The sequence below is a fragment of the Nostoc sp. 106C genome, assembly GCF_002154725.1.
Classification (GTDB): domain Bacteria; phylum Cyanobacteriota; class Cyanobacteriia; order Cyanobacteriales; family Nostocaceae; genus Aulosira.
Map to the genome: position 1 here is coordinate 18,924 of NZ_MTAW01000061.1, position 17,305 is coordinate 36,228.

The 17,305-nt window shown below is 41.3% G+C and carries 13 protein-coding genes and 1 pseudogene; 10 read left to right on the forward strand and 4 right to left on the reverse strand.

The window, feature by feature from the left end:
• Position 1 precedes the first annotated feature (1 nt).
• Complete coding sequence (locus BV375_RS05485; protein ID WP_143842006.1) at positions 2-256, forward strand: hypothetical protein; 255 nt, start codon at positions 2-4, stop codon at positions 254-256.
• Between the two features lie 220 nt (positions 257-476).
• Here the strand turns inward: BV375_RS05485 and BV375_RS36570 are convergent, their stop codons facing one another.
• A complete protein-coding gene (locus BV375_RS36570) occupies positions 477-632 on the reverse strand; it encodes a hypothetical protein (protein ID WP_166507380.1) in 156 nt (51 codons plus the stop codon).
• Positions 633-1,011: 379 nt separating this feature from the next.
• Between BV375_RS36570 and BV375_RS05490 the strand changes: the two genes are divergently transcribed.
• The 5 genes from BV375_RS05490 (at position 1,012) to BV375_RS05505 (ending at position 7,938) form a co-directional block, all read left to right on the forward strand.
• On the forward strand, positions 1,012-1,911 hold the full coding sequence (locus BV375_RS05490; protein ID WP_086758118.1) for a peptidylprolyl isomerase: 900 nt from the start codon (positions 1,012-1,014) through the stop codon (positions 1,909-1,911).
• 4 nt (positions 1,912-1,915) lie between these two features.
• Positions 1,916-4,981: a peptidase domain-containing ABC transporter gene (locus BV375_RS05495; RefSeq protein ID WP_086758119.1), complete on the forward strand. Its 3,066-nt coding sequence runs from the start codon at positions 1,916-1,918 to the stop codon at positions 4,979-4,981.
• 202 nt (positions 4,982-5,183) lie between these two features.
• A complete protein-coding gene (locus tag BV375_RS05500; protein WP_086758121.1) occupies positions 5,184-6,821 on the forward strand; it encodes an HlyD family efflux transporter periplasmic adaptor subunit in 1,638 nt (545 codons plus the stop codon).
• 112 nt (positions 6,822-6,933) lie between these two features.
• Complete coding sequence (locus BV375_RS36575; RefSeq protein WP_166507379.1) at positions 6,934-7,107, forward strand: hypothetical protein; 174 nt, start codon at positions 6,934-6,936, stop codon at positions 7,105-7,107.
• A gap of 198 nt (positions 7,108-7,305) precedes the next feature.
• Positions 7,306-7,938: a hypothetical protein gene (locus BV375_RS05505; protein ID WP_243713852.1), complete on the forward strand. Its 633-nt coding sequence runs from the start codon at positions 7,306-7,308 to the stop codon at positions 7,936-7,938.
• Between the two features lie 223 nt (positions 7,939-8,161).
• Here BV375_RS05505 and BV375_RS05510 read toward each other — a convergent pair whose 3' ends face one another.
• From BV375_RS05510 to BV375_RS05520, 3 genes are read right to left on the reverse strand one after another with little or no spacing between them, the layout of a single operon-like run.
• The gene (locus tag BV375_RS05510; protein WP_086758125.1) at positions 8,162-12,997 is read right to left on the reverse strand and encodes a CHAT domain-containing tetratricopeptide repeat protein; all 4,836 of its coding nucleotides are present in this window, start codon (positions 12,995-12,997) and stop codon (positions 8,162-8,164) included.
• A 50-nt stretch (positions 12,998-13,047) separates the two neighbouring features.
• Positions 13,048-13,803 (reverse strand): DUF1822 family protein, encoded by a 756-nt coding sequence (locus tag BV375_RS05515; protein WP_086758128.1) that lies wholly within the window; start codon positions 13,801-13,803, stop codon positions 13,048-13,050.
• Positions 13,800-14,411 carry a hypothetical protein gene (locus tag BV375_RS05520; protein WP_243713853.1) on the reverse strand — a complete coding sequence of 204 codons (612 nt, stop codon included), beginning with the start codon at positions 14,409-14,411 and terminating at the stop codon, positions 13,800-13,802. Before BV375_RS05520 ends, BV375_RS05515 begins: the two co-directional genes overlap by 4 nt.
• A gap of 699 nt (positions 14,412-15,110) precedes the next feature.
• Here BV375_RS05520 and BV375_RS36580 point away from each other — a divergent pair.
• The 4 genes and pseudogenes from BV375_RS36580 (at position 15,111) to BV375_RS05540 (ending at position 17,268) form a co-directional block, all read left to right on the forward strand.
• Complete coding sequence (locus BV375_RS36580) at positions 15,111-15,287, forward strand: hypothetical protein (RefSeq protein ID WP_166507381.1); 177 nt, start codon at positions 15,111-15,113, stop codon at positions 15,285-15,287.
• 45 nt (positions 15,288-15,332) lie between these two features.
• Positions 15,333-15,854, forward strand: a complete 522-nt coding sequence (locus tag BV375_RS05530; protein ID WP_086758131.1) for a hypothetical protein — start codon at positions 15,333-15,335, stop codon at positions 15,852-15,854.
• 27 nt (positions 15,855-15,881) lie between these two features.
• Positions 15,882-15,995 (forward strand): annotated as a pseudogene (locus tag BV375_RS39000) (GNAT family N-acetyltransferase); the annotation flags it as partial.
• A gap of 655 nt (positions 15,996-16,650) precedes the next feature.
• Positions 16,651-17,268, forward strand: a complete 618-nt coding sequence (locus tag BV375_RS05540; RefSeq protein ID WP_086758133.1) for a reverse transcriptase N-terminal domain-containing protein — start codon at positions 16,651-16,653, stop codon at positions 17,266-17,268.
• Positions 17,269-17,305: the final 37 nt, after the last annotated feature.

Genomic DNA, 17,305 nt, shown 5'->3' on the forward strand with positions numbered 1-17,305 from the left:
TATGTCTAACGCAGAACAACTAAACATTGAGAGAACTGTTTTAGAGCTTTTAGAGTATTTTGTTTGTGAGGCAGGACAAAAACCTCAGCTGACAGATATTTTAATTGATGACTTAAAGGTTGATGGAGATGACTTTGGAATGGATTTCGTTCTAGAACTTCAAAGAAAATTTCAAATCAAAATTCCAGCAAAAGAATGGAATGAAGTATTTACAGTCCAGGACGTTGTTAATCTAGTGAAAAGATTTTATCAGTAAAAATTTCAAGCCAAGATTACAAGATAATTCTTTGTCATCAACATTGTTCAATAAGCCTCAATTTGGCGGGTAATTTACATAATTAAACGTTGCTGATGTGTTTTACGACAATGGTACAGAATTTATCAAGTTCACCAACGGCAAAGAAATTACGGTAGATGCTGCGTGGCGTTGGGATTGGGAACGATTGCTGAAATATGCCACTAATCGATAGCAGACGCTACTCATCCCACTTGACCAGTACCCCATCTGCCGCTACCAACCCCCACTGCGGAAACTTGATCACCAGTTTCTTGATTACAATCCGCAAGGCTGGATCATCCGCCCAACACTCCAGCAAAAACTCAACGCTAGGATTCTCCTTCGATATTCCCACCTTCTTAAGTAAGTTTCTCCATCGCCCTAGTCGCGCCTTTTACAATAGAGTGATCGCTTCACTCGACCAATTTTCTTTCCTTGGGGACGGACGCACGTAACTTGTATCCCCTTAAAAGCCATTCTCAGTATTTCTAGGTACTCAGCAGCTATTCCTCTTACCAACTTACGTATACCCATCATTGTCATATTTAAAGCCATCAAGCCATGATGCTAAAGGGAAACACTAATATCACTAAATTAAGTCGGAAGTATTAGGTGGGAATTCGGAAGTGATAAATAAATTACCTCCGACTTCCGACCTCCGACCTCCGACTTCCGACCTCCGACTTCCGACCTCCGACTTCTAAAATTCCCCTCACCTTGCTGCATCTTACCCTATGGCTCAAATTCTCCAATTTGGCAACCACCGCATCAGCAATGCAGAAGTTTTTCCCATGCTTGCTGGTTACCAAATGCTACCGCAATTGTGCCGCTTCTTAATCATCGATCAGGCGATCGCCCCCATCTCCCTCACCACAGAAGAAAAAACCAGCGCCATAGAGCAGTTCTACCAAAAAAATCAGCTAGCCACCCCAGAAGCACGCACAAAAACCCTAAAACATTACTGTATGAGCGAGGCACAACTAGAAGCCCTCGCTACCAGAGAATTAAGAATTGAAAAATTTAAAATCGCCACTTGGGGAAGCAAGCTAGAACAATACTTTCTGCAATATAAATCCCAGCTAGACAAAGTAATTTATTCCCTAATTCGCACACCAGATGCAGAAGTTGCTCAAGAACTCTACTTTCGCATCAAAGCAGGAGAACAGACATTTGCCGAATGTGCCAAGGAATACTCGCAAGGACAAGAAGCCCAAACAGGAGGAATGCTAGGCCCCGTTCCCATTAGCCAACCCCACCCAGAGATTGCCCAAAAACTCGCCATCTCTCAACCAGGACAGTTGTGGCCCCCAATGCGATTGGATAACTGGGTAGTAATCGTCAAACTCGAAAAGCTAATTCCTGCCCAACTAGATGATGCCATGCGCTCCACCCTCCTCAATCATCTATTTGAGACTTGGCTAGCAGAAGAGATGGGCACTGCACCGTTGTCGCTTTGCGACGATGAGCAGGTGGGGAGGTTGGGAGATGGGGAGATAGGGAGGTCGGGAGATGAGGAGGTGGGGAGGTGGGGAGGTTGGGAGATAGGGAGAAAGAATCGCTTGGCGACGATGGAGAGAATAATTTCACCCCATCCCCTCATCACCCCATCACCCCATCTCCCACTCCCCTGGTAACAAGATGACAGAAAGCACTGCCACAATCAAAGAGTTTCTAGCCAGCATCCACCCCTTTGATCAACTGGATATCGCCACTATTGAGCGCATTTCCACAAAACTTGAACCTTTACGCTACCGCATGGGACAAGCAATTCTCGTGCGCGAAACCCTACCAGCTAGAGTAGCCATTCTCTACCAAGGTCAAGCTCGTTTACTAGGATATGCCCCTGGTGCTGCTGCTCCAGATACCCTACAACTACTTCAACCAGGGTCAATCTTAGGTTGGACAAGCTTGCTGCGTGGCGTTCCTTGCGAAACAGCGATCGCCTCAATTGAAACCCTTTGCCTGACGTTGAAAGCAGCAGATTTTCTAACTCTACTAGAAGAAGATGGGGAGATAAGGAGGTTGGGAGATAGGGAGAAAGAATCGCTTCATGACGATGGGGAGAATAATTTCACCTCATCCCCTCATCACCCCATCACCCCACCACCCCATCACCCCACCTCCTCATTTGCTACCTACTTCCGCAACCATCCCAGCCTGATAGAAGTCTTTGATTTATTAGGTACAGAACTAGAACGCCGGGGCAAAAGTCCAGACAATCTCAAAGAACTAGCCATAGTTGCTACAGAACAAGCTACTATCCTTAACCTACCCCCTGGTAAAACACCACTCCAGCAATTAGACCCCAACTTGCTGTGGCTAGTTAGCAGTAAAGGTTCAAACTATATAGTAGGCGATCGCCTCAATCCCGGCGAAACGCAAGCCGAAATCACTGGAGAAGTTCGCCTAATCGGTTTTATCGACCCCACACTCCCCATCGCTGCATCCTCCCATCTCCTCACATCCTCATCTCTCTACTCTGATATCTGGGAAAAAGCCCCCTACGCCCCCCTCAACCCAGAACAACCAGAAGAATTAGAACCAACCTCACTAGTCAAATATCCTCACATATCCGGTCGCGGGCCTGTGGATGGCACTCTCGCCTGCTTTCAAATGCTAGCGCAACATCTGGGGATGCCATTCCGCCGCGATGTCCTGCGCCGTGCTTTAATCAACAATAAAGAACGCACTGGCAGCATTTCCATTCAATTATGCGGTGCTTTGGCAGAACTCATGGGACTCACCTCCCAACTCGTCAACGTTCCCGCCGTCGCTATTTCTAAACTACCAACCCCTGTCCTTATTCCTTGGCAAGATAGTTTTGCTATTCTCTACAAAGCATCTGAAAAAGAACTAATTCTCGCCATCCCAGAACAAGGAATTACCCGCAAAAAGCCAGCAGATTTTGCTGAAACTTGGGGTGAAGAAGGACAAGTACTACTGCTACAACCTACTAAAGAAACTCCAAAAAAGCGATTTGGTTTATCTTGGTTTCTCCCAGCGATTAAAAAGCACCGCACTGTACTCATAGAAGTATTTATCGCCTCTTTATTTGTGCAACTATTGGGATTAGCCAATCCCCTAATTACTCAAGTCATTATTGATAAAGTTATTATTCAAAACGGTATTAATACTCTCAACGTTTTAGGCTTTCTGCTCATCGCAATGGCTATAGTAGAAGGTGTAATTACTTGGCTGCGTACCAATCTTTTTGTCGATACCACCAACCGCATCGATTTATCTTTAGGTAAAGATGTTATCGACCACTTGCTGCGCTTACCCCTGCGTTATTTCGAGAAGCGTCCCGTTGGCGAAATCTCTAGCCGCATCAACGAATTAGAAAACATTCGTTCTTTTCTTACAGGTACTGCCCTGACAGTTGTTTTAGATGCTATTTTTTCTGTTATCTATATTGCGGTGATGATTTTTTATAGCTGGTTGCTGACTATCGTCGCACTAGCAACAGTACCACTATTTGCACTTCTTACTTTTATATTTGCACCAATTATTCGCAGTCAAACTCGAACTAAAGCCGAACGCAATGCCGAAACTCAATCGTATTTAGTTGAGGTGGTATCTGGGATTCAAACAGTTAAAGCACAAAATATTGAACTTAATTCCCGCTGGCAATGGCAATCTCGCTATGCTAAATATATTAGCGCTAGCTTTGAAAATGTTCTGACTTCTAATACTGCTAGTTCTCTCTCTAACTTCCTCAACAAACTCTCCAGTTTACTGCTGCTTTGGGTAGGAGCATATTTAGTATTGCAGCAAAAATTAACTTTGGGACAATTAATCGCTTTCCGCATTATCGCAGGTTATGTTACAAGTCCCTTACTGCGGCTAATTCAACTGTGGCAGAATTTCCAAGAAACTGCTTTATCCCTGGAACGCTTGGCAGATATTCTTGATACTCCCCAAGAAACAGAAATTGCTGGGCGCAATAACATTCCCATGCCAGCAATTATTGGTACAGTTCAGTATGAGAACGTTACTTTTAGTTTTGGTAAAAGTCCGAACCCCCAACTCAATAACGTTCATCTTGATATCCTTCCGGGAATGTTTGTCGGAGTTGTCGGTCAAAGTGGTGCAGGTAAAAGTACATTAACCAAACTTCTACCCCGCCTCTACGAACTAGACTCTGGTCGCATCAAAATCGATGGCTATGACATTAACAAGGTAGAACTCTACTCCCTACGCTGTCAAATTGGCATGGTGCTGCAAGATACTTTGCTGTTTGACACTACAGTACAGGAAAACATTGCCTTGACTATGCCTGATGCTACACCAGAAGAGATAGTAGAAGCTGCCAAAATTGCCTGTGCCCATGATTTTATCATGAATTTGCCTTCGGGTTACGAAACCCGTGTGGGGGAGAGAGGTTCGGCTTTATCTGGAGGACAAAGACAAAGAATTGCGATCGCCCGCACCGTATTACAAAACCCACCGCTGTTGATTCTGGATGAAGCGACCAGTGCTTTAGATTATGCTACCGAACGTCAGGTGTGCTTGAACCTGGCACAAGCATTTAAGGGTAGAACAGTATTTTTTATTACTCACAGGTTAGCAACAATCCAGAATGCAGATGTGATTTTGATGATGAGTACCGGAAGGATTGCTGAACAAGGAACTCATGCAGAACTTATGGCTATGAAAGGGCTTTATTACTGTTTATATCAGCAGCAAGAAGCTTCTAGCGGTTAGCTGTTAATTTTTAGCCTCAGTAATTAAGCATTAATTTATTCTCTACTGGTTTACAACTCAAATTTTTGGATTGTAATTTGTCTATCCAACTTAAATCATCAGCTAGTAACAATTAATATTCTCATTCCCTATCAAAACGAATTGTAAATTATAAAAGCTTGCTTTTCAGCAAAAAAAATTTAAATTTAATTCTTAACTACTTATGAATACTAATAATAGTAATGGCAATAACGGCAATGGGAATCATAACGGTAACGGGGCTAATGGAACTGGTAATAATGGAAACAGCAATTCATCGATACCCTCAATAGTTTCCATCCAACAATTAGAAGAACTAGCAAGTAAAACATCGCCAACTCCCCAAGAAATACAACCCAAACCGCCCTCTACTGCACCTCGCTACGTTCCTAAATTCGACCAACCAGTAATCTTGCAACAATCCCGGAAATGGTCGCGAGCTATCCTTTGGGGTTTAATTAGTGCTACAACTGGTGCGATTATTTGGGCAAATGTTGCCAAAATTGAAGAAGCAGTTTCAGCTACTGGTAAACTAGAACCATCTGGGACTGTTAAAGAAATACAGGCTCCTGTAGGTGGGGTAGTCAAAGATATATATGTTGAAGATGGCAAGCAAGTGAAAGCAGGAGAAAAGCTATTAAGTCTTGACCCCACAACTGCTAATGCTCAACTTGATTCTTTCAATAAAATTCGCTCATCTCTAGTCATTGAAAATCAATTCTACCAATCTCAAATGAAGGGTGGGGCTGCTGTTGGCGTTACTAATTTGCAAATTTCTCATCAAATGCTTGATTTGACAAAAAGTCGAGCTACTTTAGTTGCTGAAAATCAACTATACCGCGCTCAATTAGATGGTAATTTATCCAGGACTTCTTTAACGATAGAACAAAGAGAACGTCTACAATCAAATCAAGTAGAATTAGATGCACGGGTTGCTGCTGCGAGTTTAGAAGTTGACCAATTAAGCCGCCAACTTAAGCAAACCGAAATTAAACTAATTTCAACTAAAGATACTTTAGCTATGAATACAGGGATTTTGGACAATGTTACTCCATTAATGAAAGATGGAGCAATTTCCAAGATTCAATACCTGAAACAGCAACAGGAAGTAAGTAATGCTCAGTCAGAAATTGAGCAATTACAGCAGGAGCGTTTACGTCTGCAATCTGCTATTGGACAAGCCCAAGCTAAGTTGCATTCAACTGTAGCTGTTTCACGTAAGGATTGGCTCACTCAAATTGCAGATAATAACAAAAAGATTGCAGAGATTGACTCTCAACTTACTAAAGCTATCGTAGAAAATAATAAGCATATTGCAGAAATTGATTCTCAGTTGAGTCAAACACAAATGAACCTGAAATATCAGGAAATCATTGCTCCTGTTGATGGTACAGTCTTTGAACTCAAAGCTCATACTCCAGGGTTTGTGGTGACATCGAGCGAACCAATTCTCAAAGTTGTTCCTGATGATGCGTTGATTGCTAAGGTATACATCACCAATAAAGATATTGGTTTTGTCAAAGAGAACATGACGGTAGATGTGCGAATTGACTCGTTTCCTTTTAGCGAATTTGGTGATGTCAAAGGTACGTTAATTTGGATTGGTTCAGATGCTCTCCCACCAGATCAGATTTATCCCTTCTACCGTTTTCCTGCTAAGGTGCGACTTGAGCGACAGTCAATTTTGATTAATGGGCGCAATGTGACTTTGCAATCAGGGATGTCGGTTACTGGTAATATCAAGTTGCGTGAGCGGACAGTGATGAGCATTTTCACTGATATGTTTGGCTCTAGTGTCGAAAGTCTCAAATTTGTTCGCTAATTGAAAAATTTGTGAGTTATGTGTCAACCACGCTGACAACGCGCATGAACCCACACACTGTGTCACGCTAGACGGTAAACTGTATGTACTAGGGTATATAAGTGGTGTAGACATGGCTTCTATAGAACGCGAATCAATTAATTTCAAACTTCCCAAAACCCTGACCAAAGCACTCCGCACTGCCGCACGAGAACGTCACACCACTGCAGCAGAGAGAAAATGGTCGCTAAGAACAACTGTCCCATTTTCAGTGATTGGGGCAACTAAAGTGAGCAAACTGCATTAACGCAAAATCAAGCTTTTCTTGCATCCACTGTCCCCCTTTTGACTAAAAGTGGGACAGTTAACCCCTTAAAATATCAGAGTAGGCTGAATTGATGCTGATTCTTGAAGTGCTTGTTATGTCTGGCTTTCAGCGCTATCAGTTTCCTTAAAGACCAAAATTTCTCCATTACTATACAAAGGCGAATTAACGATTTGGGATGTGCTTGATGAAATTTCAGTTGCACCACCAACTTCTTCACTTGCTGCGGTATGGGATTGTTTGGATACAGAACTCCAAGATTTATCTGTGGAAGCACAGTTAGAAACTGCTGCTGTTGCGTTCAATCAAATTGCAGATATCCTCAAATCTCGGGCGCTGATTTTATTGCAAGATCTGCGCGAGATCAATAGTCCTGAGGGGCCAATTGTCAGCACCGATATCTTTGGAGGGTTGGTGCGAACGACAATGCACCTTGATTTGGATGATTTGATTGAACCTCCCATACCGCAGACTTTCAAACCACATGGCCCGCATCAGTTTTCAAATACTAGTGAAAAGGGTTATTCGGTGGTAGCACCTGTGGAGAAAGAGAAAGTCTTAGAAATGTTAGAGGAAGTGAGGAGTATAGAAGATGTTCACAAGCTTGCGGGGGATGAAGATGTACACAAGTGGCAAACAGCGATCGCTCACTACCTTGCAAATATTCAAGATGAAATTTCGCTCCCTCAACTGCAACACGCTTTGAAAATGCCAATGGTAGAGGTGTGGCTGGGATTGCTGTTGGGTGGATTTACTTTGGAACAGCGTGGAGATTTTTATAATAAATCGGATATTTGGGTGATGGCAGACTAAACCGAACGGCACGCTCGCCAAGTCACAACAGTTAGTATTTTATTAATTTCCAAGCATTTTTCTTATCTGCGATCGCTTTTAGCGTGGCTAACCTAACAGACCCTCAGCAATACTGTGGTGTTAACACTTCAGATTCAATTGAAATCCGCAATCATAACGATGTAAAATCGCAATTTCTACTAATGGTATCAAATGCTGCAATAAACTTCAGAGATTGCAGTTATCAATTTAACCCAGCACAGGTGAAAGCTGCCCAATAATATGGGTGAGAGAAAGGTTTAGACTCTCGACAAAAAAATTCTAAATCTTTTTTTGCTTGATAAATCAATTTTCCGATTTTGTCATATTTTTTGTATTGTTGATCGCATTGTTCATATAGTAAAGAACTATGCGGATGGCTATCCCGTTTTTTTTGAATTTTTTTACGCAGCGTGTCAGTTTCCTTGAGTTTCTGTGTCAAAAAAGAACTTAACTTAGGTTTGTAAATTGTGGTAAGAGTTTCACCTGTAAGGGTACGCAGTTCAAATTGAGCTTGTCTGATTGATTGCAGTCGCTTGTTTCCCTGATGTCGGGATTGATAGTAAAATACTGAAAAGAGTGCTGTTGCCAAGTCATTTACTGCCCAGAGTGTACTGATAACACTTTTAGCACCAGCACAAAGGAAAGCTGTTGAAAAAGTGAGAATATCGTCAGTTATTTCAGTCACACTTAAACCAGTTTCACAGCAAGATAGAAATACATCTTCTAACTGAGGATTGCGCCAACTGGGAGTTAATAACTGACTTAATGTAATACAGCCATCTCCTAAAAATAATGCGGATTCTAGAGGATTATCGAGCCGCGAGCGCGCGTGATGACTAGAATGAATTACTTGGACTTTTTGTATCAGTTGACGATAGTTGCTGACACTAGCTTCTTGACTACCTTTTAAACGTTGATGATTGGGAATATTATATAAATTTGCTAGTTGTTCTCCTTCCCAACTAGCGTAGGGTAAATCTTCAGTAGCATCTTCAACAATACCGTAATTCATAAGACTACTTACTGTGGGGCGGTTGTGACAAAATTCTAAAATTTGGCAGCTAGGAACATAACGAATGAGAAATTTATCCCCCAAATATTGATTTTCTCCAATTGGTAAAGCAGCAAAAGGAATTTGATGTAATGCCAGATGAGGAATAAGAATCAATTCATCAATATTTTTCAGATGTTGTGCAATTAAATCATTTAACTTTAAGACTTCAGCTAGTTCTGCTATTAAAAAACTAAATTGCTCTTTCCAAGTATCTTGATTATTAAGATATTGCCCTAACCAGTGAGTTAAAATCGATGATTGTAAAGTCTCAAATCCCAAGTTAGTGCAAGTGTGCAAAGTAATTTGACTCTGCCGGATGATAAAGATATGAGTGTCATTCGAGGTGGTATAAAAGCTCAGAATAGCTGTGGTGGGTAGGTCAATTAACTGCTGTATAGATGATAAATTCATAGGGCTTACTTGAATTTGACCAGCCAGGACAGGATCTAGACGGCGCATTTGTTCCCAAATTTGCTGTTTGTCAGCTTCCAAATCTGCAATTATTTTGTTATGAGCTTCAATAGCAGCACGGTTCTGTGGGCTTTTTCCGAGTTTACTACCATCAAAGTTACTGGTATTATTATAGTGTCTTAATTCATTATCAATTTGCCGCTGTATAGCTTCAAAATCTTGTAAATACTGTTGAATTTCATCAGGAATTTCACCATCTGAATAAAGGTCATTACTGACTATTAAATCTACGAGTCGTTTTGAGCGAGAACGTTCGACATATTCAATAGCTTTATTCAGTTGTTTATTATTAATACAAGCTTGCACCATATTTTCATAAACATGGAGAGAATCAGCTAAGATTTCTTGACGGCGTGATTCTGAACTTGCCCAAGTGCGACTGGTTTCTACAGCTTCAATTGCCACACTATAGCCCCTAATCGCTTCAGCCCAATCACCAATGTAAAAAGCAGTGTTTCCCAGCATTTGTCCTGCTTTTAGGCAATCTGCGGGAAAAGCCGTGGGAGTGAATATCTTTAAACCTGAACGATAAGAGGTAATTGCTGCTTCTATTTGCTGTTGTTGTAAGAAGACATTTCCTAGATTCAGATGAGTCATAGCCCACTGTCGCGGATATTCTTCTTTCGTTAAAACTTGTAAAGCAGATTGATGAGCAGCGATCGCCTTTTCTAAATTTTCGCTCCTATCCCCATGAATTCGGTGAAGATAGGCATTAGCCAAATTCATGTGTACTTCTGCCCAACCTTGAGGGAAGGCTGCTTTTGTGTAGACTTGTAAAGCAGATTGATTAGCAGCGATCGCCTTTTCCACATTTTCTGCTGCATCACCTTTGAGTCTGTGACGATAGGCAGATGCTAAATTCATTTGAGTTTGCGCCCAAAGTTCTGGGAAGTCTTCACGAGTACGAATGGAAAGAGCATTTTGATAACAAGCGATCGCTTTTTCTAAATTCTCAGCTTTGTCACCTGCAAGGCGATCGCGGTAAACAATACCTAAATTGTTTTGGATTTTTCCCCATCCTTCAGGAGATTGATCGCGAGTGAAAACCTGCATCGCAGCTTCACCAGCCTTAATCGCTAGTTCTGCATTCTCTACTTGATCGCCACGAATCCGATAGCCATAAACAATGGCCAAATTGCTGTAAATTTCTGCCCAAAGTTCGGGAAACTGCTCACGGTTACAGACTTTCAAAGCATTGTGCAAGTAAGAAACGGATTGTTCCAGGTTTTCTGCTTGCTCACCTTTTATTCGACGGTGGTAAGCATTGCCCAGCATGAATTGACACATACCCCATGCTTCTGGTAAAGCTTCGCAAGTCAAAATTTTAGAAGCAATTTCATACCCTGTAATGGCAATCTCTAAATTATTCGCCTCATTACCGTGTCGAAATTCTTTAATCAGAAGACTTAAACCTAAGAGGCTGGCGGCAATATCTTTTGCATACTTTGGCGAAATTTCAGACAACATAGCTTCTGTCTTTAATCGCAATACAGTTGCAAAACGTTCATCGAGTTTATATTTATTTGCTTCCAGTAATGGGTATACAACAGCTTTAGGATTTTCTAGGTTCTTGAATACTGCTTCAAATAGCTGAATCTGAAATAGTTCGCGGATCGCATCTTGAATGTTTCCCCATTGTTCAGGGAAATCTTTTTTGGTATAAATAGTAGCGGCTACCTCATAACCTGTGGTAGCAATTCTTAAGTTAATTGCTTTATCGCCTTGTGGAAACTCCCGAATCAGATTACTAAAACTTAAAATAGTTGTAGCAATTTGAAGAGATTGCCCTGATGGTATGTGTCCGAAAACATCCTCAAGCTTTTGTAAGTGTTGAACAAATTGCTCATCTAATTTATTCAGGTTGTTTTCTAGTATTTGATATACAGCCTGTGATTCTCCATTGTTTTCAGCAGTTGCTTGTAATACCTGTCCGAGGAATTGTAAATTTGAGTAAATTTGTTGAAATTCATCACTATCTAAAAGATTTAAAACCTGTTGATAACCAGAACATTCTGCATATTCTCTAGCTTTATCTCGTTCCCCATTGGTGATACAAAAAACCACCATCTCTGTGTATGCAAGAATTTCTTGTTCCTGAGAAATTCCAGCCCAGTGACGGCTTTGTTCAACAGCTTCAATGGCGATCGCATAACCTTCAAAAGCTTCCGCTTTCATACCAGCAGCCAAAGCTGTTTTACCTAAACTCAATCCAGTTGTGATGCAATATCTAGGGAAATTGGTGGGAGTGAAGACTTGCAACGCAGCGCGGAGACAGTCAAGCGCTTCAGTAATTTGACCTGTTTTATAATAGGTATTTCCCAGGCTGGTTTTTGTTTCCGCCCATCGCTGAGGATAATCAGAAATAGTGTAGACTTCTAAGGCGTTAATATATGCCAAAATCGCCTTTTCTAGATTCTTTTGTTTATTGCCTAAAATTCTTTGAGCGTAGGCAGAACCGAGGTTATTTTGACTGCTAGCCCAGTAATAGGGCGATGCCGAACGTGTACGTACTTGTAGCGCGACTTGATAACAAGCGATCGCCTTTTCTAAATTCTGTGCCTTATCACCTTGAATTCTAAAAAGGTACGCATTGCCCAAATTATTTTGAAGAGTACCCCAAAGTTCAGGAAGTTGAGCGCGGTTAACAACTTTTAAAGCAGTTTCATAGCAAGAAATTGACTTTTCGATATTTTCAGCTTTGTCTCCTGTAATCCTATCTGTATAGACAAGACCGAGATTATTTTGCACTCTTGCCCACTCTTCTGTAAAACCGTCACGGGTATAGATGAGTAGGGCATTATTACAAGCAGCAATTGCCTTTTCTTGATTATCGGCGTGATTTCCTCGTATTCGATTACGGTAGGCTGGTGCTAAATTAGTTTGAATATGCGCCCAAGTTTCTGGGACAATTTGACGGTTAAAAATTTTGGCAACTGCTTCTAAACCTGTAATGCTAATTTCTAAGTTAATTGCCCTGTTTCCTTTACGAAACTGCCCAAGCGAGGTGCAGAAATCAACAATACCCAATCCTACTAATATTACTTGTTCTGTTATTGAGTCGTTGTTGAGTAGGCTAAAGTTTATCCAGTAATTAAACTGTTCATAAAAATCATCATTGAGTTGATCTAAGTTAGCTTTAAGTAGACGATCAAGAGCTTGTGGATTGCTTTTATTTTGTGAGATCGCACACAAGATTTCACCCAAGAAAGCTGGAGGTTTAATAAAATTGGCTGTTGCTGAAGGCTCATCTCTATATAATTCCAGTTCTTCAACTAGCCAATGGGCTAAATTTATCAAAAAGTAAGCAGAACGAATATCTCCTTGATTAAACCGGATTTGAGCTACCATTTCTAAAGTTTCTACGAACCCAGCATCAACCAAGTGTGCGTGTTTCCTGAGAATCTTCATTTCTCTGCCATGAGGACAGTTGAGTAGCTGTTTAATCAGTCTGAAATAAGCTTTTTGGCGTTGAGTAAAATCTGGTAATTTTTGATAGCCGAATCCTTTAGCCATGACAATTGGATGTTTTGGGTAGTTATATACATCATTCCCAACCCCAAAAACTACGCAACATTTCCCCAAATTTGGGCTAACTTCTCCAATAGCATTTCGGCTAAATCTTGTAATTCGCTATCATCTTGCTGAATTGTTTCACGGGTAGCACCAACAGCAAGAGTATCTCCAGCTAATATTTCCCCTCCGGCGTACCGCCACTCAAATTCATCGACAGTCCGGAAAAGAAGCTCAAATTGTGCCACAATCTCTGATAAAGGTTTATTGTTTAATACAGAACGTACTTGTACTGCCACTGAGTCATCAGTTTGTAAAAAAGCGATCGCTTCTTCAAGACGGGTGATTTGCTGTAGGAGAGCGTCAATAGGTTGGAGTTGGGACACTTCTAGCTGTGCAGGCGGATTTACTTCATCAAAGGCAGGTGCAAATCCCAATAGCTCCACTGAATCTAAGCTTTCCTGAAACTGTATAGCTACATAGCCAATCCGATTTTCATTATCTGGTAATAATATGACAGTTTCTTGGGGTAAAACTGGACAGCATTCTAATATCCCCACATTTGGAATTACCAAATCGGCTGCATTCGATAAAGCTGCTTTTACTGGATTCCAACAATCTGATTCCTGAAAATTTGTTGTTATTTGCAACCATTTTAAATAGCTATGAACTGCGTAAACTGCTAACGCATTCAAATAAACTCGCTTACCTTTTTCTACTGTGTTTTGTTGAGTCGCTAAATGTCTGGCTCTAGAATGAATTTCTAAATCTAGGGGAACCATTAATAAAGGGGAAGTTGTGCTACTCATAACGATTGCTCCTGTTTATATCCCAAATCTTCAGCAATTTTTTGCAACATCGGTTTGCAATTTCTGTTCCAATGCGAATTGACAGTTGTTCTAGGAATGCTCAAGTCTCGCGCTATATCTGTAACTTTGTCAGGTGGTTCTTTGAGTACTAATCGTTGGCTAAGGAATTGGCAATTACACTTAGCACAAGAACGAGGATAACTATTTTTGAGCTTTTCTTCGGGATCTCGCTCAATATAAAGCTTTAATTCTAGACCAATTCGTTGCTTACTTTCTCTCTGAGAATTTTCAATTAAGCCATCCAAACCACTCAAAGTAGAATTGGGTAATTTATCCAACAGAGTTATTTCCCCAAAGTCTGAGGCAATGGTGGCATCTAAGCTGAGTGGAGCATTTTTATCAGCAGAGTACAAATCTTGAATTCGCCAGCGAAGGTAACCGTTAACCCATCTCACCAAACTTTCTGCAACCGAGTCAGAATAAGGCTCAAATTCAGAAATATTATTGCTAACCCACTCGAATGTACGGTTTAGGGCTGCTGGATAGTCAGGATGAGGGGATTTGAGTAATCTTGGAAATTGCTGAATTTCACGTAGTAATCGATTCATGGCCAATCGCCATTGTAGGCTCTTAGGTACGTGTTGACGTATCTGCGTAATTAGACCGATCAACTGTTGCTCTAGGTCATCCATGCCACTTTTTTAACAGGCGGTTTTTGCGATCGCTATTATGGCATTTGGCTAGATGCTTACACCTATAACGATATCTAATAATTTTCGGGGGCATCTTTTCACAAAATTCAACTGGATGCTTGTTCTTAGGAAGTTTTATTTGCAAGCTCAAAAACATTTCTTAACCGTGGAGGTAACAGACTGTTACCACGAGAATTATTGCAACTGAAACAAGCCAAACGCAAATTCGAGAGACTATTAGATCCACCCAGGCTCTTGGGAACCAAGTGTTCAATGGTTCTTTCCGATTTGGTCATTTGCTTACCACACCAGCAACAATGGTTTCCATACATTTGTAGTAGTTGGTGTCTCTTGCGACGCTTAGAGACTGGAGACATATTAGCCATAATTCAGCTGCCTGAGTTTCAAGGTTTGAAGGTGTTCACTTGCTTAACAGGGCAGTATTAAAAAATGACGCAAAATTTTTAAGGGCGTTGTAAAAAGTAGAAACTATAGCAGTTCTTGTTTGGATGCAACGGTAGCTTATTCGTGCCAACTTAACCTTAAAAATGTGGTTATAAACCGCACGCCAGTCGGCTCAAGTCGAGACAACCGCTTGCCGGGGGAAGCTCCATTGTGGGGACTGGAGTTGGAAACCATGCACGGCAGTACCTCCAGGAGAAAACCTCCAAAACCGGACTGCCGAACCGCGCTAACACCACGGCACTGGCTCGTGTACACAAACAAAACTTCCCTCCAGATAAGGGATTAGAACCAACAGAGCGTTCTGATTATTTTGTAACTGAAAGCTAAAATTTTAATAATGTAGGGGTATATCTGACGAAGCAATGCAGGGAAATGACCGAACTATATAAGGCTGGAATCATTGAGGTAACAGAAGCCGAAGATGAGGATGAGGATGAAGATTTATTTGAAGTCGCGGTGCATTTTGACGGCGATATTTTTCTTCCCAGCGTTGTTTTTGAAGGCAAAGACCACGCATTGCGGCAAGCTAAAAAACTTTATGATTGGCTAGAAGCTAATCCAAAAGAAATTAAGGGTGAGCGACTACGTTGGCAATCATACACAGTTAATCGCGAATCTTTAAGAGAATATCCAGCTTGCTATTTACCTTACTACTACTTCAGGTACGAGCAGTGCTTAAAAGTTTCAGTTTTTGACGAGCAAAACTCCCAAGCGATCGCTTATGGTTGGTTAGAGGCTGAACCTTTACCTTACTATGTGGATAAAGAAGATAGTTTGGTAGTTCTTGGAGACATTTCAGATGATGCTGTGCTTGCTGGTTGGCATAAAGCTATTGATATACGCATTCACATTTACTCTTTTATCTACCAGTCAAATAGCAGTCACAAGCTTTAATAATCAGTTGAAAATTAGGAGCTTTAGGTGCAGCGAAAAATCGAATTAAAAAGAGGTAGCGATAACACATCTGTTGAAGCATATTTGGTAGATTTAGGACAAAGACATGTTGATGATTATGTAAATGATTGGGTCGTGCGATTCGTTTGCTCGAAATAAGTAGTAATACTTAAGGATGAGCAGCAAGGATTACAAGAGCAAAGCCCTTACAGAACCTTGACAACTCAATTTTCGTGATGGTGAGACGCAAAGTCAATCCCATCCCTCTAGGTGCAAGAGTGACAGCAAGTCCCCTAGCTATTTAAAGGTGGTTCCTTAAAAGGTTAAAGCGGGGAATCATGGCGGTAAAGCTGCTAGCCTAATGTGGTTTCCGTCGAGCATAGCTGGTCATGGGTAGTAATACAAATCTCTCGTGTGAACCATCGTTACATTTAACAAGCCAAAAGGCTCAGTTGAGTTAATCCCAACTAAAGGCTTGACCCAAAAGGGTAAGGATTACTGGATGGCTAATTTTAAAATAGACCATCAAAAGCTAGGCAGATAACCCACTGACCCAGCAGCACCCACAATAAACCCGGTGGACAGAGAGAACCCTAAAATCAGCGCAATAACGAAAATTGGGAACGAAGTAACCATCTCATACGCTCTTAGGATAGGTCGATATCCTAAGTAGATAGCCAGTCAGAAGCTTTGAGATGGAAGGATTGTCTAAGAAGCAAACGTCTTTAGGAAAGCTAAAGAATACGCTGACGTAGACACAATAACTTGGATGATATAGCTTCCAGTAGCAGCCAATATGTCTAAAACCGAACTAAAGTTCAGGGTGGAATGGGAAAACGACATACTAATCTTGAAAGGCATAAAACCTGACATGAAATGGCGGGATATACCTTGGAAGAGATTAGAACGTCGTGTGTACAAGCTGCAACACAGGATATATCGAGCCTCGCAACGTGGTGAAATCAGTGTAGTTCGTAGACTTCAAAAAACCTTGTTACGCTCTTGGTCAGCCAAGTGCATAGCGGTAAGAAGGGTAACACAAGACAACCAAGGTAAAAAGACGGCAGGAGTGGATGGAATCAAATCCCTATCCCCAGCAGCACGTCTAGCCCTTGTAAATAAACTCCGACTGCGGTCAAAATCCAAACCTACAAGAAGAGTTTGGATACCAAAATCTAACCCAAAAGAAAAAAGACCCCTCGGAATCCCCACAATAGAAGACCGCGCACTCCAGGCTCTAGTAAAACTTGCGTTAGAACCAGAATGGGAAGCTAGGTTTGAGGAAAATTCTTTTGGATTCCGACCCGGAAGAAGCGCCCATGATGCGATTGAAGCAATATTCAACACAATTAGATACAAACCTAAATATGTGTTGGATGCAGACATTGCTAAATGTGTGCGCCGTGACAGTTAACGCGGTATCCCCAACTAAGTTGGGAAAGACTAAGAAG

Bases quoted from the DNA above. Each gene is read 5' to 3' on its own strand.
- BV375_RS05495 (WP_086758119.1), top strand. From the start codon at position 1,916: ATGACAGAAAGCACTGCCACAATCAAAGAGTTTCTAGCCAGCATCCAC.
- BV375_RS05500 (WP_086758121.1), top strand. From the start codon at position 5,184: ATGAATACTAATAATAGTAATGGCAATAACGGCAATGGGAATCATAAC.
- BV375_RS05510 (WP_086758125.1), bottom strand. From the start codon at position 12,997: ATGGCTAAAGGATTCGGCTATCAAAAATTACCAGATTTTACTCAACGC.
- BV375_RS05485 (WP_143842006.1), top strand. From the start codon at position 2: ATGTCTAACGCAGAACAACTAAACATTGAGAGAACTGTTTTAGAGCTT.
- BV375_RS05515 (WP_086758128.1), bottom strand. From the start codon at position 13,803: ATGAGTAGCACAACTTCCCCTTTATTAATGGTTCCCCTAGATTTAGAA.
- BV375_RS36575 (WP_166507379.1), top strand. From the start codon at position 6,934: ATGGCTTCTATAGAACGCGAATCAATTAATTTCAAACTTCCCAAAACC.
- BV375_RS05530 (WP_086758131.1), top strand. From the start codon at position 15,333: ATGACCGAACTATATAAGGCTGGAATCATTGAGGTAACAGAAGCCGAA.
- BV375_RS05520 (WP_243713853.1), bottom strand. From the start codon at position 14,411: ATGAATCGATTACTACGTGAAATTCAGCAATTTCCAAGATTACTCAAA.
- BV375_RS05540 (WP_086758133.1), top strand. From the start codon at position 16,651: ATGTCTAAAACCGAACTAAAGTTCAGGGTGGAATGGGAAAACGACATA.
- BV375_RS05490 (WP_086758118.1), top strand. From the start codon at position 1,012: ATGGCTCAAATTCTCCAATTTGGCAACCACCGCATCAGCAATGCAGAA.